Here is a 23,046-nt window from a genome sequence, read left to right on the forward strand (position 1 = left end):
AGCAAAAATTTATTTCTTTTTTTTTAAATAATCATCAAATTCAAGCTCTTTAACTTTCTTGCTTTTGTAGTATAACAAGCCAAAAATTAAAATAAAACAAATGCTAAAAAATATATATAAGGTTCCATAAGGATTATTTTCTAAAAAAAGATTTTTTGTATTCATTCCAAAAAAACCTACTATAAGATTTAAAGGAAGAAAAATCACAGAAAGCACACTTAAGAGATAAATATTTTTATTCATTGTTTCATTTTTAATAGAGCTTGATAAAATATAAAGTGCATCAAGATGCGAAAGATTATCTTTAATGCTATTTATAAGAATATCAACATTTAATAATAATAATTTTAAAGTTTTTTTCAAAAAAAGATGATCGTTTAAAAGCATTTTTAAAGAATCTTTTAAAAGTATCAAAAATTTTAAATTTTTATTAATTTTTTGCTTTAAAACGAAAGATTTCTTTAAAAAATTCTTAATAGAATTCCCTTTTAAAATCATATTTTCTTTATATTCAATGATATTTTGAAATTGAGTATTTTGCTTTTTTATATTTTCTAAAATTTCTTTAAATAAAGAAGTAAAATCTTCTATTTTAAAAGGTATAAATTCTTCATTATTTTTTAAAAAAAGAATATTTTTATCCTCAAACGAAAAAACTTTTAATTTCTGATCAAAATGTAAAATAAAAATTTTTTGCTCTCCAAAATCAGTATAAAGTGTTTCTAAATTTTTATTTTGCAAAATTTTCTTTAAATTTTCGTTTAGCACTGCACACCTCTTAAAGAATAAAATTCTTTTTTAAATTTAGAAAAAGAATTTGAAAGAATTGCTTTTTGAGCATCTTTAACAAGCGTTAAATAATAATGCAAATTATGCAAGCTTGCCAAACGAAAAAAAGTTAATTCTTTTGATTTAAAAAGATGATTTAAGTATCCTCTTGAATAATTTTTACAAGTATAGCAAGAACATTTTTCATCAATAGGACTATGATCATTTATAAATTCCATTTTTTTAATATTAAATTTCCCAAAAGTAGTAAAAAAAGTTCCATTTCTTGCATTTCTTGTTGGCATTACACAATCAAACATATCAACCCCTCTTTCAATGTTTTCAACCAAGTCTTCTGGAGTCCCAACTCCCATTAAATATCTTGGACGTTTTTCATCCATAAAAGTTGTAACATTTTCAACTGTTTCATACATAAGTTTATTTTCTTCACCTACACTTAAACCTCCAATAGCCAAACCATCAAATTCCATTTCATTTAAAGCTAAAGCACAACGCTTTCTTTCACTATAATCTGTTCCACCTTGCACTATGCCAAAAATATTTTGCCCAATCCCTATTCCATTTTCTTGTTGTAATTTATGATATTTTATAGATTCTTTTGCCCATTTTATTGTTCTATCTACTGAAAGTTGTATTCTTTTAAGATCGGCTGGTAAAGCTACTAAATCATCTAGTATCATCATAATATCTGAATTAAAATCATATTGAGTATCAAGTACACTTTTTGGAGTAAAAAAATGTTTGCTTCCATCAATATGACTTTTAAACTCTATCCCCTCTTCACAATGCTTTGAATTTTTACTTAAAGAAAATGCTTGAAATCCACCACTATCTGTTAAAAAGCTTTTAGTAAAACCACTAAAATGATGTAATCCTCCAAAATTTTTAATCACACTGCTTGTAGGACGCAAATATAAATGATAAGTATTTGCTAAAATAATTTTAGCATCAAGTAAATCTAAAAGATCCTTAGCATCAAGACTTTTTACAGCCCCAAGTGTCCCAACTGGCATAAAAATAGGCGTTAAAAAAGAACTATGGGTAGTTTTAATCTCACAAACTCTTGCATTTTGATCTTTATGTTTTAATTTAAATTCCATTTGCTATAATTTCCTTTTTTGGAGTGAAACAATGAATCATATTTTAATAATTATTGATGGTATTTTAGCAAAGCATTTCTTAGAAAGGCTTTGTTTTGAAAAAGGATTAAACTTTTTTTTTACCATTGTTTATCAAAATGATACAAATATTGATTTAAATATAAATAATGAATATTTAGAATTTCATAAATTTGATCCTACTAGCACAGCTAGACTTGAGCTTATTATGACAAAAGATTATAAACAAGCTTTAATCTATATGGATAATGAATTTGATACTAAAAAAACTTATGAAAGCTTAAGATCTTTAAATTTGCAATTAGAAATTAATATTATGGATTTTTGGGGACTTGTTATCAACGATGAACAATGTAAGATCGTTGATGCAAGAAGTGCTTTAAGCAGAAGATTTTTAGATTTTTTACCTGATGTTGCTCTTACAGCTCAATATATAGGACTTGGACTTGGTGAGATTATGGAGATTAAAATCCCAGTAGGTTCTATTTTTGCCTATAGACACATAGGTTTTATCCAGCAAAAAAGATGGCGCATTGTTTTAGTTTATAGGAATTCAAAAATACATTTTGTAAAACCAAGTTTTATACTCTATCCAAATGATAGTATTTTGATAGTAGGAGATCCTGTAGTACTTCAAAGTGTTTTTCATAATATACGCGGAAATTTAGGTCAATTTCCAGCACCTTTTGGAAACAATATTTATTGCATTATTGATATGAAAAATATGAGTTTATTAACACAAGAAAGACTTATAGATACGCTCATTACCTTTAGTCAAAAAACCAATAGTCGTAAATTTTTCTTAAGAGTTATTAATCCAACTATTAACAGCATTTGTGAAAAAATAAAAAAACTCATAGATGTATCAAGTAAGAATGAAGAAATATTTTTTGATTATAAGAATACAGATTTTAAAAATCTTAATTCTTTTTTAGAAAATAATGATGTTGGAATGTTTATTACTGATCATAAATATTTTGAAAAAGAAAAAAAGAATTTTTTTGAACTAAAAATTCCTATTTTAAAAATTGGAGATACAGATTTTAATAATTTAAAAGAATGCGTGATTTTAAGCTCTGATGAAAATGAATTAGAAAATCAAGCTAATGTTATAGTAGATTTAAGCAAATTGCTTAATTTTAATGTGAGTTTTTATTATTATAATCCTATACAAGAAAATGTAAATTCTATGGAAGAGTATTTTGAGAGTCTTTCAAAACTCTATGATAAAAATATTTTAATTATCAATAAAAAAGACGAAAATCCTATTTTAAGCTTGCAATATAGAAATGATTTATTGCAATTTATTAGTTTTGATCCTGAGTTATTAAAAAATAGTTTATCAAGAAATTTAAGTACTAATTTTAATAAACACTATAAAAAGATGAGTAGAAATTATCAACTTTTTATTCCTATAAGTTAAAAAATGCAAATAGATGTCAAATTAAAACAAAATTCTTATAAAGTTTTTATTAATGAATTAGAAAAACTTAATCTTGATACTAAAGTTGTTTTACTAAGCAATGCTAGAATTTTAAATCTTCATCTTAAAACTCTAAAAAGCAAAATAAAATGTAAAGAACTCTTTATCATCAGTATAGAAGAAGGCGAAGAATATAAAAATTTAAAAACAGTAGAAAAAATTTTAAATCAAATGTTTGTGCACCGTATTGATAGAAAAAGCGTTTTGATTAGTTTTGGTGGAGGAGTTATTTCTGATATTGGAGGTTTTGTTGCGAGTATATATCAAAGAGGAATTGAATTTATCAATATTCCAACCACTCTTTTAGCCTGTGTGGACGCTTCTGTTGGAGGTAAAACAGGGATTAATAATCAATTTGGAAAAAACCTCATAGGTAGTTTTTATCAACCAAAAGCTGTTTATTGCCAAAGTGAATTTTTAAAAACTTTAAATGATAAAGAATTGAGTTCTGCTATGGCAGAAGTTATAAAAATGGCTTTGAGTTTTGATATTTATTTTTTTAGATTCATCCAAAATATCGATAAAAAGCTTTTTTTATCAAGAGATGATGAGTTGCTTTCAAATATCATTCAAAAAAGCGTAGAAATTAAAGCCAAAATTGTTTCAAAAGATGAAAAAGAAAATCATTTAAGAATGATGCTTAATTATGGTCATACTTTTGCACATATAATAGAAAATCAAACTTTTTATAAAAAATATTTACACGCAGAAGCTGTAAGCATTGGAATTCATATGGCAAATATTTTAGCTTATCATTTAAATTTTCTAAAAAAAACACAAATTCAAGAAATAAATCAAACTTTACAAAAATTTGATTTGCCTATATTTTATAAAATACCTAATATAAATACCTTTTATCAAAGCTTTTTTCTTGATAAAAAAACCAAACAAGAAAAAATAAATTTTATTTTATTAAAAAAGATAGGAAAAGCTATTATTAAAGATGATATAGATAAAAATATCATTTTAAAAAGCTTAGAAAGTTTTATATGAAAAAAATACTTTATTTATTAATTTTAGTTTGTTCTTTTGTTTATAGTCAAAATGCTACAATCAATACTATCAATAAACAAATTGAAGAACTTGATACTTTAATTAATAAAAATGTATGGAATATTCATTATGAAAATTTTAATAAATATCAAGAAATTAATAATGAACTTATAGTTTTAGATTCTTTATTAAAAAAGGATGATTTAAAATTAGAACAAAAAGAAGAAATTAAAAAAAAGATTGTTTCGTTAAAAGAGCAACTAAATCTTTTAAAAGATTATAAAGATTTTAATTTTGCTAAAATTTTGCTTGTTCCTCAAAATATAGAAATATTACCAAAACTTACCAATCCTTTAGAGATTATTAATGCCTTTTCTCATATAAAAAAATTAAAAAACGAAAAAGAAGAATATATTTTTAAATTTAATAATTTTAAAAATTTAATTGATACCATCAAAGAAAAAAATACAGATCTAAAAGAGCTTGTAAAATTTAACAATAGTAAAGAAAATATAAAAGAATTAGAAAAATCTAACAAAAAATTAGAAGAATTTGAACAAGCTTTGCAATTTGTTTCTGTTTCATTTTTAGTTTATGAAAAAAAAATCGATGAAGAAATTTTTCGTGTTCAATCTGAGATAAAAGAACAAAGCTTAAAAGCTTTAAATCTTATTATTGCTATTATCATAGTAATTGTTATATCGTTTTTGTTAAAAATGATTGTTAAAAAATATATTAAAGATAATGAACGCTATTATACTGCAACTAAGATTATTAATGTTATTAATGTCAATATTATATTATTTATTTTACTTTTTGTTTATATAGAAAATATTTCTTATTTAATTACTATTTTAGGTTTTGCCTCTGCTGGATTAGCTATTGCAATGAAAGATATGTTTATGTCTATGCTTGGATGGTGTGTAATTATATTTGGTGGAAGTTTTCGTGTAGGGGATCGTATAAGAGTAACATACAATAATGAAATTTATGTTGGAGATATTATAGATATTTCTCTTTTAAAAATTACACTTTATGAAGATATCACTCTTGTAACTTACACAGATAATAGACGTGCTGGAAGAATTATTTTTATACCTAATAACTATGTTTTTACAGAGCTTATATCAAACTATACGCATCATGGTATGAAAACCATTTTTGATGGTATTGATATTACTCTTAGTTTTGATTCTAATCTTGAAAAAGCTCAAAAAATTATTGAAGAAATCGTAATTAAACATTCTAAACCTTATACAAATTTAGCTAAAAAAACTTTAACTAAACTTCAAAATACCTATAGCATTAAAAATCCTCAAGTAGGACCTAAATTTTTTACTTTTTTTGAAAACTATGGCATGAGAATTTCTGCGTGGTATATGACAAATTCCTATGCAGCTTTAACACTTAGAAGTACATTATGCAAAGAAATTGTTAAAGAATTTAATAAACATAAAGATATAAAATTTACTTATCCAACTCAAAATATTTATTTTCCTTCTAAAGAGGATATTTTAAAACATTCTAAGGAGAATTTTTGAAGGAAAAAGTTTTTATTAAAACATTTGGTTGTCGTACCAATATTTATGATAGCGAACTTTTAAAAAAATATATTAAAGATTATGAAATTACCTATAAGGAAGATGAGGCTAAGATTATTATTATTAATTCTTGCACAGTTACAAATGGAGCTGATAGCGGGATTAAAAACTATATTCATAATCTACAAAGAAAAGGAATAAAAATCATTTTAACAGGATGCGGTGCTTTTAGCAAAGGCAAAGAACTCTTTGACAAAAAACAAATTTTTGGAGTTTTAGGAGCATCTGAAAAAAATAAAATTAATGATTTATTAAATACTAAAAAAAATTTTTATGAAATAGGAAATTTAAATTTTATAGATAAAGACATAGTAAGCAAATATGAACATCATACAAAAGCTTTTATAAAAATCCAAGAAGGATGTGATTTTAATTGTAGTTATTGCATTATTCCAAGTGTTAGAGGAAAATCAAGAAGTGTTAAAGAAGATATTTTATTAGAACAAGCTAAAATACTAGCCCAAAATGGCTACAATGAACTTGTATTAACAGGAACTAATATAGGAAGTTATGGTTTAAAAAATCAAACAAGCCTTGGAAAACTCTTGCAAAAATTAGGAAAAATATCAGGGATTAAACGTATTAGACTAGGTAGCCTTGAACCTGCTCAACTTGATGAAAGTTTTTTTGAAATTTTAGATGAAAATTTTATTGAAAGACATTTGCACATAGCCTTACAACACACAAGTGAAAACATGCTTAGAATTATGAGACGCAGATCTCATACAAAAAATGATCTTGCTTTATTTCAAAAACTTTCCTCTAAAGGTTTTGCACTAGGAACTGATTTTATAGTAGGTCATCCTGGAGAAAGCGAAGAAATTTGGCAAGAAGCTTTAGCTAATTTTAAAGAATTTAATCTTACTCATATTCATGCTTTTGTTTTTAGTCCAAGAAATAACACTCATTCGGCAACTTTAAAAAATACTATAAATGGTCAAATTGCAAAAGAAAGATTAAATATTTTAAAAAATATAGTTAAAGAAAATAATTATAATTTTAGAAAAAATTATAAAAATACAAAACTTGAAATTTTAATAGAAAATAAAAAAGACAATATCTTTGAAGGCTATGATCAATTTTTTAATAAAGTAAAAATTCATTCTTTTAAAGATATTTCAAAAGAATGGTTAAGTGTTAAAAATTATAATATTAAAGAAGAATATAATGAAGTTATTTTAAGGCATGATTATGAAAAATAAAAAAATTATTTTTATATCTTTGGCTATTTTGTGTTTATTATTTGTTATTTTATATTTAAAAAATGAAGTAAAATTTATAGATAAAGAGTTATATCAAAGCTTTCTTGATCAAAATTTAATACAAAAAGCCATTATTGATGAAAATGAAATTTTTTTAAAAGTTAAAGGAGAAAATTACGCCATCATAAAAGATGGTGTGGATATAAAAGAACTTTTAAATAAAGTTCCAATAGAAGTTAAAAAAGAAAATTATTTTTTGCTTATTTTAATTCTAATTTTAATTTTTGCTCTTTTATTTTTCATCTTGCTCTCTAGCAAAAAACAAAACTTTAAAATACAAAATCATCAAGAACAAAATAGAAATTTAAATACAAACTCTTGGGATATTAATATCAAACCCGTTATTTCAAATATAACTTTTAACGATGTAGCAGGTGTTAATGAAGTAAAAACAGAGCTAAGTGAATTAGTTGATTTTTTAAAAAATCCCAAAAAATATAAAGAATTTGGAGTAAAAATGCCTAAAGGGGTTTTAATGGTAGGACCCCCTGGTGTTGGTAAAACTCTGATTGCAAAAGCTGTGGCAGGAGAAGCTGGGGTTCCTTTTTTTTATCAAAGTGGATCTAGCTTTGTTGAAATTTATGTTGGAATGGGAGCAAAGCGTGTAAGAGAGCTTTTTTCTAGAGCCAAAATGATGGCGCCAAGTATTATATTTATTGATGAAATTGATGCAGTTGGAAAAACAAGAGGAGAAATGTCTAATGTAGAAAGAGATAGTACATTAAATCAACTTTTAACTCAAATGGATGGTTTTGAAGATAATAGTGGCGTTATCGTAATTGGTGCTACAAATAAAATAGAGCTTATGGATAGTGCTCTTCTACGCTCAGGACGCTTTGATAGAAGAATTTTTTTATCTTTGCCTGATTTTAATGATAGGCTTAAAATTTTAGAAATTTATATGAAAGATAAAAAAAATGAAGCAAATTTACAAAAAATTGCTAAAGCAACCGTAGGATTTAGTGGAGCTGGACTTGAAACTTTGGTAAATGAAGCTGCTATTAACGCATTAAGAAGAAATTCAAATCAAGTAAGTGAAAATGATTTTTTTGCTGTATTAAATAAAGTCCTTTTAGGAAAAAAGAAAATATTAAGTTTTAATGAAAAAGAAAAGAAAATTCAAGCTACCTATCAAGCTGCAAAAGCTTTGAGCGCATATTACTTTGATATAAAATTTGAAAAAATTACCCTTATTGAAGATAGATTTAAAGAGTATGAAAATAATATAAAATCAAAATCAGAACTTTTTAATAAAATAAAAGTTTATTTAGCAGGCTCGTGTGCAATGGAGCTTATTTACAATGAAAACTATACAAATTCACAAAATGACTTTTTAAAAATTAAAGAAATTCTTGATTTCATGATAAGTTTTGATATGATAGAAGACAGCTCTTTAAAAAAACAAAAAGAAGAAATGTATGAATTTTTAACCCCTATGAAAGAAAAAATTTCAAAGCTTTCATCCATTTTACTCGAAAAAGAAAAATTAGAATATGATGATATTAAAGAAATTATAATGATTTAATCATCATATTCTTTATGTAAAATAGTTCCATTAAAATCTATTAAAACTTTTATATTATTAACAAGTTTAATTTTATAATAATTAATTTTTTTTTCTATTTCTTTTGCTTTTATATTTTTAAATTCATTTTTGACAATACTAGCTATATTTACAGGCAAAATATCTAAATCCAAAGGAGTAATTTTAGCTTCTATCTCCCTCCAAGAACCATCACTAGAAAATTCAAGCTCTGTTCCATCACTTAAATAAACTTCATAGGAATTTTTATCTTGCTGAACTATACCCACTGGAGCTTTAAAATATTTTTTTATAAATTCCTTTGAATTAGGAGGCAAAGAATCAAAGGAAATAATCATATCAGCTGATAAATAGCTAAATAAAATTAATGATATAATAATACTTTTAGTTTTCAAATTATAAACCCTAAATTTCAAAATTTCTAAAGTATATTTTTTATTTGTGAATTTTTTGTGAATTTTTACAATAAGGAGTCTTTTTGTTTGTATTTATTTTAATATTTATAAATATTTTATTTTTTATTTTAATTCCTTATTCTAGTTATGATATATTTGGACTTAATATTTTATTTTTTAAAGAAGACTTTTATTGGCAAATTTTAAGCTCGATGTTTTTACACGCTGATTTAACACATTTAATTTTAAATATGATTGTTTTATTTCAATTTGGACTTATTTTAGAAAAACAAATCAAAGCTTTAAATTTTATTTTATTGTATTTTATAGGAGGTATGGCAACTTCCATCTTAAGCCTTTTTTATATTTATTTTGCATATATTTATTTTAATCAAACAATCAATCTTATAGGCGCAAGTGGAGCAATTTGCGTATTAATGGGTTATTTTGCTTTTTTAAATAAAAATAGCACAAAAGGACTTATTGTAGCTCTTTTGCTTATGAGTTTTGTTCCTTTGCTTATGAGTATTAATATAGCTTGGTATGGGCATATTTTTGGATTTGTTTGTGGATATATTTTTGAAAAATTAAAAAATAATTTTAAAATATTTAAAAAATATTAAAAAAGAGAAAAAATGGCAACGAAAATTTTACTTTTAGAAGATGATTTATCCTTAAGCGAAATTATAAAAGAATTTTTAGAAGATGAAGGCTATGAAGTTATACTTTGTGATAATGCAAATGAAGCTTTAAATTTAGCATATGAAAAAAATTTTGATCTTTGGATTTTGGATGTAAAAATTCCTCTAGGAGACGGCTTTTCCTTGCTTAAGGAACTAAGAAATTGCGGAAAAAAAACTCCGGCTATTTTTATGACTTCTTTAAACACCTTAGCTGATTTAAAACAAGGTTATGATTCAGGATGTGATGATTACATACGCAAACCTTTTGAGCTTGCTGAACTTAGCATCCGCATAGAAGCATTACTTAAAAGAGCTTTTTCTCATAAAAAAGAAGATTTTGAAGAATTGGGAAATGGTTTTAAATTTGCATTAAAATCACAAATTTTATATCAAGATGAAAAACCTTTATCTTTGCCTAATAAAGAAATAAAACTTTTAGCCTTTTTATTAAAAAATAAAAATCATTTTATAAAAACCGAAACTATTTTTGAAGAAATTTGGGGATATGATGAAGAACCAAGTGAATTAAGTCTTAGAGTATATATTAAAAATTTAAGAAAGCTTTTAGGAAAAGAAAAGATTATAAATCAAAGGGGTAGAGGTTATAGCTATGTCGGAGAATAAATCAAGTAAAAAAGTGATTTATCAAATCTTATTTATCTATCTTACAACAACAGGAATTTTTTTAGCATTCTTCTTTACTCTTTGGTATCAAAAACTTTATGAAGAATTGATAATTTTACAAGGAAACAATCTTAAAGAAATTCATAGAAATATTGTTATTAATATTATAAATTCTAAATTTATTCCTGTCGAACAAAGCTCTAAAAATATAGCTGATTCATCAAAACTTAAATTTGCTATTTTTGATAAAAATCAAATTTTTTTCGATAATTTAGATTTTAATTTATCAAAAGCCAAAGCTAAATTTAAAGGAAGGGGAATTGAAAATGGAAAAGTATTTTTCGAAGCAAAAATGAATTCAAATAATTATTATTTAATTAATAAAAATAACGAAATTGACAATGAAGAAAATGCTCTTAAAATCATCATACAAGGAAATGATATAAATCAAGAATTATTATGGATTAGAATTAAAGTATTAATTTGTGCCATTTTTGCTTTTTTACTTCTTGCTATTATTGCCTATTTTTTAGTAAAAATAGCTCTAAAACCATTAGATGAAAAAATTAAATTTTTAAATCGCTTTATTAAAGATTCTACTCACGAAATCAACACTCCATTAAGCGTTATTTTAATGAGTATAGAACAACTCCAAAAACAAAATATAGAAAATAAGAAATTTGAACGCATTAAACTTGCAGCTAAAACCTTAAATCAGGTATATTCTGATTTAGTCTATTATAACTTTGAACACACCCTCTCCAAAGAAAAAGAAGAGCTTGATTTAAAAAAGCTCATTTGTGAGCGTTTAGAATATTTTAAACCTTTTTTAGAGCAAAAAAAAATAACACTTATAAGTAAATTAGAAAAAAGTTTTATTTTTGCTAATAAAGCTCAATTTGTAAAACTTTTTGATAATCTTTTAAGCAATGCTATAAAATATAATAAAAAAAATGGAAATATCAATATTTGTCTTAAAGAAAATTTTTTAAGTATTAATGATAGTGGTATTGGCATAGCTAAAGAAAATTTAAAAAATATTTTTGATCGCTACGCAAGATTTAATCAAGATCAAGGTGGTTTTGGCATAGGACTTTCTTTGGTAAAAAAAATTTGCAAAGAAAATAATATATCAATTTCTTGTACTTCAGATGAAAATATAGGAACTACTTTTACTTTAAAATGGTAAAGTTTTATTTGCTTAAATGAGCTTTTTCTTTTATTTCTACTATGGAATTAAGTATTTTAATAAATTCTTTCTTATCATTTTGACTTAAATTATTCATTTTTGAATTTATAAGAATTTCAACAAGATTTTCATTTAATAAATCATTATCACCAAATTCTCTTGCTTTTTGTATGATCTTTAAAACTCTTAAATCTTTTCTGTTATACATTTAAATCCTTTAAAACAATAACGCTAACAAATCTTTTATTTGTTTGTTCGCGTCTATAAGAAAAAAATCTTTTATCATCAAAAGTGCAAATATTGCAATCTTTTATATTATTTATTCTTAAATCCTTTGCTTGTTTTTTAACAATTGCTTTTAAATCAAGTCTAGAATTTTTAATAAAATCTTTAAAATACTTTTGCGAAAAAGATAAAAGTTCATCTTTAATTTCATAATTTTTTTGACAAATACTAGGTGCTATAAATAAATTGATTTCTTCATTTTTAATACTTGGATTTAAAAGATGAAATTTATCAATACTCTCTTTTAAAATATTTTCAAAAGTCCCCTTTCTTCCAGAATGAAGCCCAGCTATAATCCCGCTTTTATGCCATAAAAGCAAAGGTAAACAATCCGCGCTTAAAACACAAAGTGCGGTATTTTTACAAGTGCTAATAATTCCATCGCAAGAAAAATTTGTAAAACTTTTTGTAAAAATTTCAACTTTATTAGAGTGAATTTGATTCATAAACACACATTGTTTTATATTTTTAAAACCCAAATCAGAAAATAAATTCTCATTTAATATTTTAGCCTTAAAAGGGCTATAATCTTTATCATAGGCACAAAAAATACTAACTTGCTCATTATCTAATAAAGATAAGAAATTTTCTCCACTTCTTCCCATGTAAGACCTTTATTTTGATTTGTTTGCGCATAAAGATAACGCGCTAAAAGATCACTTTCTATATTAATTCTTCTTCCTATTTTATAATCCTTAAAAAGTGTTTCTTTAAAAGTGATTGGTATAATTGTAAGACGTATTTTATCTCTAAAAACTTCATTGATTGTTAGGCTTACCCCATCAATACCTATACTTCCTTTATTTGCCATAAATTTCATAATCTTTTGAGGTAAAGCTATAAAAAAATCTATCCCATTTTCATTTTTTTGAATCTTTATAAGCTCTCCTATAGCATCAATATGTCCTTGCATTAAATGACCATCAATTCTATCTCCATATCTTAAAGCAGGTTCTATATGCACTTTATCTTTTAAATTTTCTATAGCAATATTAGTGCGACTTTCATAAGAAAGCTCAAGATCAAAACCATCTTGATATAATTTAATAACACTTAAACAAGCTCCATTAACCGCTATACTATCTCCTATCTTTGGACGATAAGCAGTTTTTAGACTTAATATATGCCCACGAAAAGATTTTACTTTTGCAATTTCTCTTATGAGACCATTAAACATTTTTTAACCTTAAAATATTTTATTAAAAAGCTTATCAATTTTCTCCCCTACTTTATTAGTTTGATCTTTAGCTTTTTCTCCTATAACATTTTTAATCGAATTTGCGATACTTCCTACGTCTAATTTGATTTTGGGATTTTCACTTGTTCCTGTAATTGAGCCTTTAAAATTTGCCTTATTAATACTAGCTTCAAAAGGAAGATTTATAGCTTGAGTTTTTAAATTTATTGTTGCTTTATTTATATTAATATTGCTATGTTTTGCTTGCATATCAAGATTAAAATCAATTAAATCCTTATTAATATTTGCTTTAGCGCTAGAAGTATGGAAAACTTCTGTAGTAATATCTTTTAATGTTAAAATTTTAACAGCTGTTGTAATAGCATTTGATTTTAATTTCCCTTCTTTAATATCAAGCTTAGCGTCTCCTTTTTCATTATTAATATCATAATTAGCACTTATGTCCGCTCTACCTTGATAAATATCAATAAAATCAAGACTTTTTGCCAACTCAGAAAGCTCAACATCATTTAAATTTGCATTCAATATATTGTTTTTAAAAATTGCTTCTAATTTTCCATTAAATAAATTTTTACTTATTAGTTCAATATCAAAATTTTTATCAAAATTTACTTTAGTATTAAATTCTGCTTTACCACTTAATTTTCTATCAGCTAAAAAACTTAATTTTGAAAAATCATCTAAAATAAGATCAAATTTAGAATTTAATATAACTTTCTTAATGTCAAAATTCCCTGTTAAATTAGGTATTTTTAAAAGATCTGAAATTAAACTAGCATTAAAATTTGCTATATTATTTTTTGCTATAGAGTTAGCCTTTAAATCAAAATTGATATTATTTGAAACTTGTTTATTTAAAATATTACCCAAAGCTTTAGCATTTAAGATACCCTTTATATCGAAATTTGCATTTGCATTTAATTTGTTAAAATTCAAATCTAAATTTTCTATATTTGCATTTATATAACCATTACTTAAAGATTCATAACCTAAAATTTTTAAGATTTTTTCAATTTTTGCATTCTTTAAAATAATTTTTATTTTATTATTTTGAAGATTAGCCCCAACCTCTTCACCTATATCATTAACATTCACATTCACATTTGAAAGAATATTTTGATCAAGCTCTAAAATTCCTGCTATAGATAATGGACCATTTAGCTTTATTTGAGTTAAATTCTGTAATTTTGATAAATCTGAAATTTTTAATTCAAAATCTGAGTTTAATTTATTTTTAGTTATATCATATAAAGTTTTTTGAGTTTTTAAATTTAAGTAATTTGTATTTATATTGCTAATAGCAAAAATTTTATCCTCTTTAATTAAAGCATTTATAGTAGAATTTATATTTGATTTAGGTAATAAAACTCCAAAATCTTTTTGAATTCTTTCATAGTTTATATAACTTGTATCAAGTTTTATATTAGCACTACCATTAGGTTTTAAATTTTTTGCTTGTATTTGTGTTATTATATCTATATTACCTTTAGCATAAGCAGGCATAGAAATAAAACTTAAAATATCTTCAATCTTTAAAGATTTTGCATCTAAATTTAAAACAATAGGATTAAAATCATAAATTCTAGAATCTAAATTTACATTAGAGCCTAGAAAATAACCTTTACCATTAACTAAAAAATCGCTTATTTTTCCATAAGCTTTTCCATTAAATTCCAGATTTTTATTTAAATTTAGACCTAAACTTTTAGCATAATCTTTTTGTAAAGCGATATTATAATTAAGATCAAAAGATAATTTAAAAAGACTTAAATTTCCATCGATATTAAAATGTGCAATATTAGCTAAATCAGTTTTTAACTCCAAAGAAGAAGGTCTTAATTTAAAATAAGTAATATTTAAATCAAAGCCTAAATTTTGTTTTACTTTATTTTGAACAACATTTGAAACAATACTATTTCCAAATGATGTAAAAAGTATTACATAACACATAATAAAAACTATAGCAATAAAGGCTAATATACCATAAAAAATTTTTCTCATTATTTATCCTTAATATTTAATTTATAAATAAACTTTACTATAACTGACTAAAGTTATATAAATATTTTTATTTAAAGTATTGACAAATTTCATTTTTTATAATAATATTTTATCACTCAAAATAAAAGAGTGCTAAAAAAATTATTAAGGATGGACAAAATGAATTTTCAACCTTTAGGAAAACGTGTTTTAGTTAAACGAGTAGAAGAAACTAAAACAACTGCTTCAGGAATTATTATACCAGATAATGCTAAAGAAAAGCCTTTAATGGGTGAAGTAGTTGCAGTAAGCAAAGAAGTTAATGATATATCAAATGGTGATAAAATTATATTCGCAAAATACGGCGGAACAGAAATTAAGCTTGATGCAAATGAGTATCTTGTTTTAAATTTAGATGATGTTTTAGGAATTTTAAAATAATTAAAAAAAGGATAAACAATGGCAAAAGAAATTATTTTTTCAGATGAAGCAAGAAATAAACTTTATGAAGGTGTTAAAAAATTAAACGATGCTGTAAAAGTAACAATGGGGCCAAGAGGTCGTAATGTTTTAATTCAAAAAAGTTTTGGAGCACCAAGTATTACAAAAGATGGAGTAAGTGTTGCTAAAGAAGTTGAGTTAAAAGATAGTCTTGAGAATATGGGAGCTTCTCTTGTAAGAGAAGTTGCTAGCAAAACTGCAGATCAAGCTGGAGATGGAACTACAACTGCGACTGTTCTTGCACACGCTATTTTCAAAGAAGGTTTAAGAAATATTACAGCAGGTGCTAATCCTATTGAAGTAAAAAGAGGAATGGATAAAGCTTGTGAAGCTATCGTAGAAGAGCTTAAAAAACTTTCACGTGAAGTAAAAGATAAAAAAGAAATTGCTCAAGTTGCTACTATTTCTGCAAATTCTGATGAAAAAATCGGAAATTTGATTGCAGATGCTATGGAAAAAGTAGGAAAAGATGGAGTTATCACCGTTGAAGAAGCAAAATCAATTAATGATGAGTTAAATGTAGTTGAGGGTATGCAATTTGATAGAGGATATTTAAGTCCTTATTTTATTACTAATGCTGATAAAATGTTAGTAGAATTATCAAATCCTTATATTTTATTATATGATAAAAAAATATCAAGTTTAAAAGACTTATTGCCAATTTTAGAACAAATTCAAAAAACAGGAAAACCTCTTTTAATCGTAGCTGAAGATATTGAAGGTGAAGCTCTTGCAACTTTAGTTGTTAATAAATTAAGAGGTGTTTTAAATATTTCTGCAGTAAAAGCTCCTGGTTTTGGTGATAGAAGAAAAGCTATGCTTGAAGATATTGCTATTTTAACAGGTGGCGAAGTTATTTCTGAAGAATTAGGAAGAACTTTAGAAAGCGCAAGTATAGAAGATTTAGGACAAGCTTCAAGTGTTATTATAGATAAAGACAATACTACTATAGTTAATGGTAGTGGAGAAAAAGCAAATATTGATGCAAGAATCAATCAAATCAAAGCACAAATTGCTGAAACAACTTCAGATTACGATAAAGAAAAATTACAAGAAAGACTTGCAAAATTAAGCGGTGGTGTTGCACTTATTAAAGTTGGTGCCGCAACTGAAACAGAAATGAAAGAGAAAAAAGATCGCGTAGATGATGCATTGAGTGCTACTAAAGCAGCAGTTGAAGAAGGTATCGTTATAGGTGGCGGTGCAGCTTTAATCAAAGCAAAATCAAAAATTAAACTTGATTTAAAAGGTGATGAAGCAATTGGAGCTGCTATTGTTGAGAGAGCTTTAAGAGCACCTTTAAAACAAATTGCTGAAAATGCAGGTTTTGATGCAGGTGTTGTTGTAAATAGCGTTGAAAATAATAAAGATGAAAATGCAGGTTTTGATGCCGCAAAAGGTGAGTATGTAGATATGTTTGCTGCAGGTATTATCGATCCTGTTAAAGTTGAAAGAGTGGCATTGCTTAATGCGGTTTCTGTAGCAAGTATGCTTTTAACAACTGAAGCAACAATTAGCGATATAAAAGAAGATAAACCTGCTATGCCTGATATGAGCGCAATGGGAGGTATGGGAGGAATGGGTGGTATGATGTAATCAACCACTCAAAAAAGAGTCTATTTTTAGACTCTTTTAAATAATAATCTCTCTTTGTCCTTTAGAATCTGGCTCACTTAAAATCCCTGCTTTACTTAGTTGTTCAATGATATTAGCAGCTCTGTTATAACCTATTTTAAGACGTCTTTGAAGATAAGAAATACTTGTTTTGCGATCTTCTAAAATTACTCTTTTAGCATCTTCAAATAATCCATCAAATTCATCGTTGTTATCAAAATCTTGAGCATTATTATTTGCTCCTTGAGAATCTTTTAAAAAATTCTCATCATATATAACGCTTTCTTGCTCTTTTAGAAAATCTACAACCTTTTCAATCTCACTTTCACTTGCAAAAGGAGCATGTAAACGCACAATAGAGCTTGTTCCTGGAGGAGTGAAAAGACAATCTCCACGTCCTAATAAACTTTCAGCACCCATAGCATCTAAAATTACCTTAGAATCGATCTTTTGCCCTACTTTATAAGAAATTCTGCTTGGTAAATTAGCTTTGATAAGCCCAGTTACAACATCCACAGAAGGACGCTGGGTTGCAACGATTAAATGTATCCCACTAGCTCTTGCCATTTGTGCAAGACGCCCTATATAAAATTCAACATCTTTTCCAGCAGTCATCATCAAATCTGCTAATTCATCAATAATTACTACAATGAAAGGTAGAGTTTCTAAACCATTTTCTTTCATTTTTTCATTATAATTTTCTATATTTTTTGTTTTAGCATCAGCCATCAATCTGTAGCGACGCTCCATTTCAGCTACCATATTTGAAAGTGCAATAATAGCTTTTTTAGGATCTGTAATTACTGGGGTTAATAAATGTGGAATTTCATTATAAATACTAAATTCAAGCATTTTTGGATCTATCATTAAAAGTCTTAAAGTTTTAGGAGAATTTCTATAAAGCAAACTCAAAAGCATAGAATTTATACCCACACTTTTTCCACTTCCTGTAGTTCCTGCGATCAAAAGATGCGGAAGCTTTTTAAGATCTGTTATAAAAGCATTACCTGCTATATCCTTACCTAGAGCAATCGCTAAAGAACTTTTTGCGTTTTGAAATACATCACTTTCTAAAATTTCTCTTAAATAAATTGTTTGGATTTGTTCATTTGGAACTTCTATACCTACTACATCTTTGCCTGGAATTGGAGCTTGAATACGTATAGATTTTGCTTTTAAAGCCATAGCTAAATCATCTTGTAAATTTAAAATACGGCTTACCTTAACATCTGCGCTTGGTCTAAATTCAAAAGTGGTTACCACAGGTCCAACAGAAGTGCTAATGACATCTCCGCCTATTTTAAAACGTCTTAACTTTTCTAATAAATCATAAATTTTTTTATCTATTTCATTTTCATCTATATCTTGTTTAAGATGAATAGGATTAGCCAAAAATTCAAAAGAAGGAAGTCTAAAATCATTTGGTTTTTGAATTTCTCCTTGCTCTATATCTTTTAAAAGTTGCTGGTTTAGCTCTATTTCTTTGATTAAAACACTTTTAGAAAATTCATTTCTCTCAGTGTTATTTAAATTCACCTCTTCTATATCATTGTTTTGACTTAGATTTACTTGATCTAAATTTTCTTCTAATTCTTGTTCAATCTTGTTTTCAAAAGTTCTTTGTTGAGGCAAAAAAGACTCTTCTTTAATTTCGCTTATTTTTACAATAGGAGTTTGTGGAATATATGGGGTATTTAATTCTTCTACCATAGGAATAACATCTTGTTTTTCTTCTTTTATTGGTACAACTTCTTTATTTTCATATTGATCGTTGATAGTATATTTATTTCCTTGAAGTATGTTTAAATTTTCTTCTTTTTCAAGAATTTCAATTTCTTCTTTAACGCGATTTTCTAAAATTTGATTTTGATAAATTTTATATTCTTCTTCAAGTTTAGCCTTTTGTAAAAGTTGTTCTCTAAGTTCAAGCTCTTTTTCAAAAATCTTAGGTTTATTGGTATTTTTTTGTAAAGAAATTTCTATATTTTTACGCTTATAACTTGGCTCATCAAGATTACTTTTCTCATCAATTTGATCTTTAAAATCTTCAATTTTTTTAGGTTTTAAAAAACGTTCAGGAATCATATCTGCCTCTTCTTGTAAAATAAAATTTAATTCTTCGTCTAAACTAATACTACTTCTACTTGCTTTTTTAGCAAAATTTTCAATTTCTTTTGAAGTTTCATATATAAAACTTTTCGATTCATTTATGATTTCAATATTCTCATTTATATTTTCCTCTTTTTTAATTTTATCAACCTCTTCTTTTTTTGTAGGTATGTTTTCTATTAAATTTTTGCTTTCTTGAGCTTGCTTTGCCATGGAATTATCTTTTGCTTTCTCAGAAGACTCTAAAGTATTTTGAGAACTAAATTTAAAAATAGGAGTTTTAGAATTTTTACTCTCTACCTCTTCTTTTTCTCCTCCAAAAACATCCATAAATAAAGCTTTTAATTTAGATTCAAAATAAAGAAATTTGCTAAAATCTAATTCAAGATTAAAAACTTCTTTAGTAAAACTTGGAAAAAGTAAAATAATAGATAAAAGCAAAAAGAATAAAGCGATCAATCCGCTTAATATATGTCCAAAAAAGAATGAAAAAAGCTTATATAATAATTTTAAAACATAGCCTTCATTAGGATAAAAAATAGCAAATAAAAGCATTATAGAAAAAAATACAAAACAAAATCCAAAAATTTCACTTCTTTTAAAATTTTCTAATTTATAATGCCTTTTGTAGTATATATAGTTAATAACCATTAAAAAAAATGGATAAAAATAGCTAAATTTTCCAAACAATAAAATATTAAATTTATATAAAAAAATACCCATAGAGGGTATAAACATACACAAACAAAGATAAAAAATAACAAAAGTTGAGCTTAAAAAAACGACTTCTTTTTTAATTTTATATCCTTAAATTAAATTTAGAAGTCATTATAACATAAAAGATTTTATAGATAATTTAACAAGCTTATTTGAGAAATCGTAGAAGTTGCTTTCAATGAAGCCTGATAAGCAAGTTGAGTTTGCATAAGATTCATTATAGCCTCACCATAATCAATATCAATAACATTTGACTTAATGCTTTCTACATTTACGCTTAAAAAAGTTACTCTAGTATTAGTATCTTCTATAGTATTATGATAAGCTCCCATAACAGTATTTAGCTTACTTACATGATCTGCTAAATGATCAAGTCTTTCTAATGCTCCTTGCATACCTGTATTTCTTGGATCACTTGAATCAGCATCTGCTCTCATATTGCCACTTAATACAGCATCAATCATCATATCAAGATCTTTAATCAAATCCACATTAGGCTCATCTATAACTAAAGAATTATTAGCACTAAAAGAAAAATTCGGACCCGAAGTTATAGTTGATGTATGAGTAAAAGGAGGTTGTGGAAATGTTCCACTAGCAGAATCACTTAAAGAAATCGCTATATTTGTTCCTGAAGAAAGCTTATCTGTCACACTAATGCGTCCCTTATAGTCCATTTTAACATCAACTAAAGATTTTGAATCACTTAAATTTTGCTGAAAACTATTGTAATCATTTGCACTAATTTTTCCATTATCCACGTTAATGCTTTGAGTTGGAGCTTTATCTGAAGCAAAAAGTGCTATAACATCATTTAACTGCTTATAAGTTATATCATTTGAAGGAGTTACCATTCCACTATTTCCTGTAGCAGGATCTGTATGCATTATAGGAAAAGTGATAGTTTGATCAGGGTTTTTAGGATCTGGATAACTTACAGTTGAATTTTGTAAATTTATAGTTACATCATAAGTATTTCCACCCTTAGAACTTACTTTTAAATTTAAAGTCGTATTAAGACTATCTCCTGCCATTACCTCGCTAAGCTTTGTGGAATCCGTAGCGTAAGCATTGCTTCCTTTGATGATTTGAGAAACATTACCAAAAACAGTATTACCATCTTTTTCAAAATACACATTATCATAATCAGCACCATTTGCTTGATTTCCATCAGAATCTGTCATATTGCTTCTTATAAAATCTGTTTGAGCTAGACTAAATGTAAATTCTTTTGCTTCGCCGTTTTGTCCTGTTAAAGTAATTGTTACGGGTGTTCGTAAATTTGTTATATCTCCACCATTTGCTAATGCTTGTTCCATTACAGCATTAGTTACACTATCCATGCTAATATTATTCTCTTTAGCAAATTTTTCCATTTGTTTAAAATTTTCAGTTGTATCCATTTGCGGAGTATAAGCAACTGCATGAAAATCTAGTTTGTTATTCCCTTGTTTTAAATCAGTGATTTGAATTTGACCGCTATCATTTATAGTTACATCAACTACTTTATTGTCTGCACTATTTCCATAAAGCGCTCCTATACTTTCCATCACATCATCTAAACTATCTTCTGGATTTACAAGTACAGCACTTTTAAAGCTTGTTCCATCCGGTCTTGTTCCTTGAACATAAAGAGTAGTTGGCGGAAAATCAAGTTTTAAATCTTTTTCATCAAAATCTTTATCTGGATCTAATTTTCCATCTTGAACATATCCTTGTCCGATCAAATGACTCCATTTTGAATCACCATCAAGGTATTTTGTTTTGCTAGGATCGTCTTTTAAATTATAACGATTGTCAGTAAAACTTACATTTGTTGTAATTTGTTTTTTATAGTCATTGTCTGCTTTAAAAAACAAATCCCAACCAGGGATATTATAAGGAGTTTCTGTTCCTGATCCTGTTACGACATTGATATTATTTTTATCTCCATAATAATTACCATTTGAATCAAAAGGTTTATTATTTACTTGAGAACCTGAAAAAAGATATTGACCATTAATACTTGTATTTGCAAGCTGTAAAATACTTTCTTTGATTCTTTTTAGCTCGTTTGCTATAGCTTCCCTTGAGGTTTGAGAGTTACTATCACTTGCAGCTTGAGTTACCTTAACCTTAAAATCTTCCAAAAGTTTTACCATATCTTGTAAAGCTTTCATACTATTTTGAGTCATTTCTTGAGCAGATTGTGTTGCTTCTTTAACTTGCTGTAAAGTTTTAAGCTCATATTCAAGCCTAGTACTATCAATATAAGCACTCGCATCTTCATAAGAATCTTGTATCTTAAGACCTGAAGAAATTTGTTGAGATATTTTATACAAAGCATTTTGACCATTCATAGAGTTAGAAATCGAATTTGTAAAATTTAATTTATTGGTAACTCTCATTTATAATTCCTTGATAAATTGATAATTATCTTTTCAAATATTGCTAAAAACCAAATAAGCAATAAATATTCCAAAAAAAATAATTTATCGATAGTTTTATAGAAATTTCATTTTTTATTATTTAATATCTTTATAAAAATTTTATTAGCAAACTTTATAATTATCGACTTTTAAGTGTATTTATTTACATTTAAACAAATATTTAATCATTGAATTTTATTAATAAAAAATCATTTTTACCTTTTTAAAGCATTTTTTAACCTAAAAAAAGTATAATTTCCAATTTTAGCCCAAGTGGTGAAACTGGTAGACGCGCTAGACTCAAAATCTAGTAAGGGCAACCTTGTGTCGGTTCGAGTCCGACCTTGGGCACCATTACTTCTTATCTCAATTAATCTAAACTTATCTCAAATAATCTCTTTTAATATTTTGAAAAATATATGCAAAAAATATTTTTTAAAAATTTGCACATACTTTATAAGGGTAAAAATGGATAGATAATTAAAAGATTTTTACACAACTAAATACCCTAGTAAAAAGCTTAAATAGATTTTAAAACCTATAAATTTATATTT

18 protein-coding genes, 1 tRNA gene and 1 pseudogene are annotated in these 23,046 nt (G+C 25.8%); 11 read left to right on the forward strand and 9 right to left on the reverse strand.

The window, feature by feature from the left end; all coding sequences use genetic code 11:
- Positions 1–9 precede the first annotated feature (9 nt).
- Both JG676_RS01915 and tgt read right to left on the reverse strand, forming a co-directional pair.
- Entirely contained in the window at positions 10–768 is a 759-nt protein-coding gene (locus JG676_RS01915; protein WP_200168958.1) for a magnesium transporter CorA family protein, read from the reverse strand.
- Positions 762–1,889, reverse strand: a complete 1,128-nt coding sequence (gene tgt, locus JG676_RS01920) for a tRNA guanosine(34) transglycosylase Tgt (protein ID WP_200168957.1) — start codon at positions 1,887–1,889, stop codon at positions 762–764. The genes JG676_RS01915 and tgt overlap by 7 nt, the downstream gene beginning before the upstream one ends.
- Before the next feature lie 31 nt (positions 1,890–1,920).
- Here tgt and JG676_RS01925 point away from each other — a divergent pair, with 31 nt between their 5' ends.
- Genes JG676_RS01925 through JG676_RS01945 form a run of 5 tightly spaced genes read left to right on the forward strand, consistent with a single transcriptional unit; the run spans position 1,921 to position 8,771 of the window.
- The gene (locus JG676_RS01925) at positions 1,921–3,330 is read left to right on the forward strand and encodes a COG3400 family protein (protein ID WP_200217155.1); all 1,410 of its coding nucleotides are present in this window, start codon (positions 1,921–1,923) and stop codon (positions 3,328–3,330) included.
- 3 nt (positions 3,331–3,333) lie between these two features.
- Entirely contained in the window at positions 3,334–4,383 is a 1,050-nt protein-coding gene (aroB, locus tag JG676_RS01930) for a 3-dehydroquinate synthase (RefSeq protein WP_200217156.1), read from the forward strand.
- Complete coding sequence (locus JG676_RS01935; RefSeq protein WP_200217157.1) at positions 4,380–5,924, forward strand: mechanosensitive ion channel domain-containing protein; 1,545 nt, start codon at positions 4,380–4,382, stop codon at positions 5,922–5,924. Before aroB ends, JG676_RS01935 begins: the two co-directional genes overlap by 4 nt.
- The gene (mtaB, locus tag JG676_RS01940) at positions 5,921–7,186 is read left to right on the forward strand and encodes a tRNA (N(6)-L-threonylcarbamoyladenosine(37)-C(2))-methylthiotransferase MtaB (protein WP_200217158.1); all 1,266 of its coding nucleotides are present in this window, start codon (positions 5,921–5,923) and stop codon (positions 7,184–7,186) included. Before JG676_RS01935 ends, mtaB begins: the two co-directional genes overlap by 4 nt.
- The gene (locus tag JG676_RS01945) at positions 7,176–8,771 is read left to right on the forward strand and encodes an AAA family ATPase (protein ID WP_200168952.1); all 1,596 of its coding nucleotides are present in this window, start codon (positions 7,176–7,178) and stop codon (positions 8,769–8,771) included. Before mtaB ends, JG676_RS01945 begins: the two co-directional genes overlap by 11 nt.
- On the opposite strand, the gene JG676_RS01950 is transcribed toward JG676_RS01945, so the two are convergent.
- A complete protein-coding gene (locus JG676_RS01950; RefSeq protein ID WP_200169133.1) occupies positions 8,768–9,127 on the reverse strand; it encodes a PepSY-like domain-containing protein in 360 nt (119 codons plus the stop codon). The genes JG676_RS01945 and JG676_RS01950 overlap by 4 nt on opposite strands.
- 140 nt (positions 9,128–9,267) lie before the next feature.
- Between JG676_RS01950 and JG676_RS01955 the strand changes: the two genes are divergently transcribed.
- The 3 genes from JG676_RS01955 to JG676_RS01965 are packed head-to-tail and all read left to right on the forward strand — an operon-like array spanning position 9,268 to position 11,680.
- Positions 9,268–9,807: a rhomboid family intramembrane serine protease gene (locus JG676_RS01955; protein ID WP_200217159.1), complete on the forward strand. Its 540-nt coding sequence runs from the start codon at positions 9,268–9,270 to the stop codon at positions 9,805–9,807.
- Positions 9,808–9,819: 12 nt separating this feature from the next.
- A complete protein-coding gene (locus tag JG676_RS01960) occupies positions 9,820–10,491 on the forward strand; it encodes a response regulator transcription factor (protein WP_200217160.1) in 672 nt (223 codons plus the stop codon).
- Positions 10,478–11,680 carry a HAMP domain-containing sensor histidine kinase gene (locus JG676_RS01965; RefSeq protein ID WP_200168949.1) on the forward strand — a complete coding sequence of 401 codons (1,203 nt, stop codon included), beginning with the start codon at positions 10,478–10,480 and terminating at the stop codon, positions 11,678–11,680. The genes JG676_RS01960 and JG676_RS01965 overlap by 14 nt, the downstream gene beginning before the upstream one ends.
- A gap of 4 nt (positions 11,681–11,684) precedes the next feature.
- Here the strand turns inward: JG676_RS01965 and JG676_RS01970 are convergent, their stop codons facing one another.
- The 4 genes from JG676_RS01970 to JG676_RS01985 are packed head-to-tail and all read right to left on the reverse strand — an operon-like array spanning position 11,685 to position 15,164.
- A complete protein-coding gene (locus JG676_RS01970) occupies positions 11,685–11,888 on the reverse strand; it encodes a hypothetical protein (protein WP_200168948.1) in 204 nt (67 codons plus the stop codon).
- Positions 11,881–12,570, reverse strand: coding sequence for a polyphenol oxidase family protein (locus JG676_RS01975; protein ID WP_200168947.1), 690 nt, complete (start codon positions 12,568–12,570; stop codon positions 11,881–11,883). Before JG676_RS01975 ends, JG676_RS01970 begins: the two co-directional genes overlap by 8 nt.
- A complete protein-coding gene (ribE, locus tag JG676_RS01980; RefSeq protein ID WP_200168946.1) occupies positions 12,534–13,142 on the reverse strand; it encodes a riboflavin synthase in 609 nt (202 codons plus the stop codon). Before ribE ends, JG676_RS01975 begins: the two co-directional genes overlap by 37 nt.
- A 9-nt stretch (positions 13,143–13,151) precedes the next feature.
- Positions 13,152–15,164 (reverse strand): hypothetical protein, encoded by a 2,013-nt coding sequence (locus JG676_RS01985; protein WP_200217161.1) that lies wholly within the window; start codon positions 15,162–15,164, stop codon positions 13,152–13,154.
- A gap of 159 nt (positions 15,165–15,323) precedes the next feature.
- Here JG676_RS01985 and groES point away from each other — a divergent pair, with 159 nt between their 5' ends.
- A complete protein-coding gene (gene groES, locus JG676_RS01990) occupies positions 15,324–15,584 on the forward strand; it encodes a co-chaperone GroES (protein WP_200168944.1) in 261 nt (86 codons plus the stop codon).
- Positions 15,585–15,602: 18 nt separating this feature from the next.
- Positions 15,603–17,240 carry a chaperonin GroEL gene (gene groL, locus JG676_RS01995; protein WP_200168943.1) on the forward strand — a complete coding sequence of 546 codons (1,638 nt, stop codon included), beginning with the start codon at positions 15,603–15,605 and terminating at the stop codon, positions 17,238–17,240.
- A gap of 36 nt (positions 17,241–17,276) precedes the next feature.
- Here groL and JG676_RS02000 read toward each other — a convergent pair.
- Together JG676_RS02000 and flgL are read right to left on the reverse strand one after the other, a co-directional pair.
- Positions 17,277–19,538, reverse strand: a pseudogene (locus tag JG676_RS02000) (DNA translocase FtsK); the annotation flags it as partial.
- Between the two features lie 674 nt (positions 19,539–20,212).
- Complete coding sequence (gene flgL / locus JG676_RS02005) at positions 20,213–22,471, reverse strand: flagellar hook-associated protein FlgL (RefSeq protein WP_200217163.1); 2,259 nt, start codon at positions 22,469–22,471, stop codon at positions 20,213–20,215.
- Positions 22,472–22,759: 288 nt separating this feature from the next.
- Here flgL and JG676_RS02010 point away from each other — a divergent pair.
- Positions 22,760–22,846, forward strand: a tRNA-Leu gene (locus JG676_RS02010).
- Positions 22,847–23,046 lie beyond the last annotated feature (200 nt).

Source organism: Campylobacter sp. 2018MI34 (genome assembly GCF_016598975.1).
In the GTDB taxonomy this organism is placed as follows: domain Bacteria; phylum Campylobacterota; class Campylobacteria; order Campylobacterales; family Campylobacteraceae; genus Campylobacter_D.

Coding starts and splice junctions, on each gene's coding strand:
- groES (WP_200168944.1), top strand. CDS start 15,324: ATGAATTTTCAACCTTTAGGAAAACGTGTTTTAGTTAAACGAGTAGAA.
- aroB (WP_200217156.1), top strand. CDS start 3,334: ATGCAAATAGATGTCAAATTAAAACAAAATTCTTATAAAGTTTTTATT.
- JG676_RS01950 (WP_200169133.1), bottom strand. CDS start 9,127: ATGATTATTTCCTTTGATTCTTTGCCTCCTAATTCAAAGGAATTTATA.
- JG676_RS01925 (WP_200217155.1), top strand. CDS start 1,921: ATGAATCATATTTTAATAATTATTGATGGTATTTTAGCAAAGCATTTC.
- JG676_RS01975 (WP_200168947.1), bottom strand. CDS start 12,570: ATGGGAAGAAGTGGAGAAAATTTCTTATCTTTATTAGATAATGAGCAA.
- flgL (WP_200217163.1), bottom strand. CDS start 22,471: ATGAGAGTTACCAATAAATTAAATTTTACAAATTCGATTTCTAACTCT.
- JG676_RS01960 (WP_200217160.1), top strand. CDS start 9,820: ATGGCAACGAAAATTTTACTTTTAGAAGATGATTTATCCTTAAGCGAA.
- groL (WP_200168943.1), top strand. CDS start 15,603: ATGGCAAAAGAAATTATTTTTTCAGATGAAGCAAGAAATAAACTTTAT.
- ribE (WP_200168946.1), bottom strand. CDS start 13,142: ATGTTTAATGGTCTCATAAGAGAAATTGCAAAAGTAAAATCTTTTCGT.
- JG676_RS01935 (WP_200217157.1), top strand. CDS start 4,380: ATGAAAAAAATACTTTATTTATTAATTTTAGTTTGTTCTTTTGTTTAT.
- JG676_RS01970 (WP_200168948.1), bottom strand. CDS start 11,888: ATGTATAACAGAAAAGATTTAAGAGTTTTAAAGATCATACAAAAAGCA.
- JG676_RS01985 (WP_200217161.1), bottom strand. CDS start 15,164: ATGAGAAAAATTTTTTATGGTATATTAGCCTTTATTGCTATAGTTTTT.
- JG676_RS01965 (WP_200168949.1), top strand. CDS start 10,478: ATGTCGGAGAATAAATCAAGTAAAAAAGTGATTTATCAAATCTTATTT.
- tgt (WP_200168957.1), bottom strand. CDS start 1,889: ATGGAATTTAAATTAAAACATAAAGATCAAAATGCAAGAGTTTGTGAG.
- JG676_RS01945 (WP_200168952.1), top strand. CDS start 7,176: ATGAAAAATAAAAAAATTATTTTTATATCTTTGGCTATTTTGTGTTTA.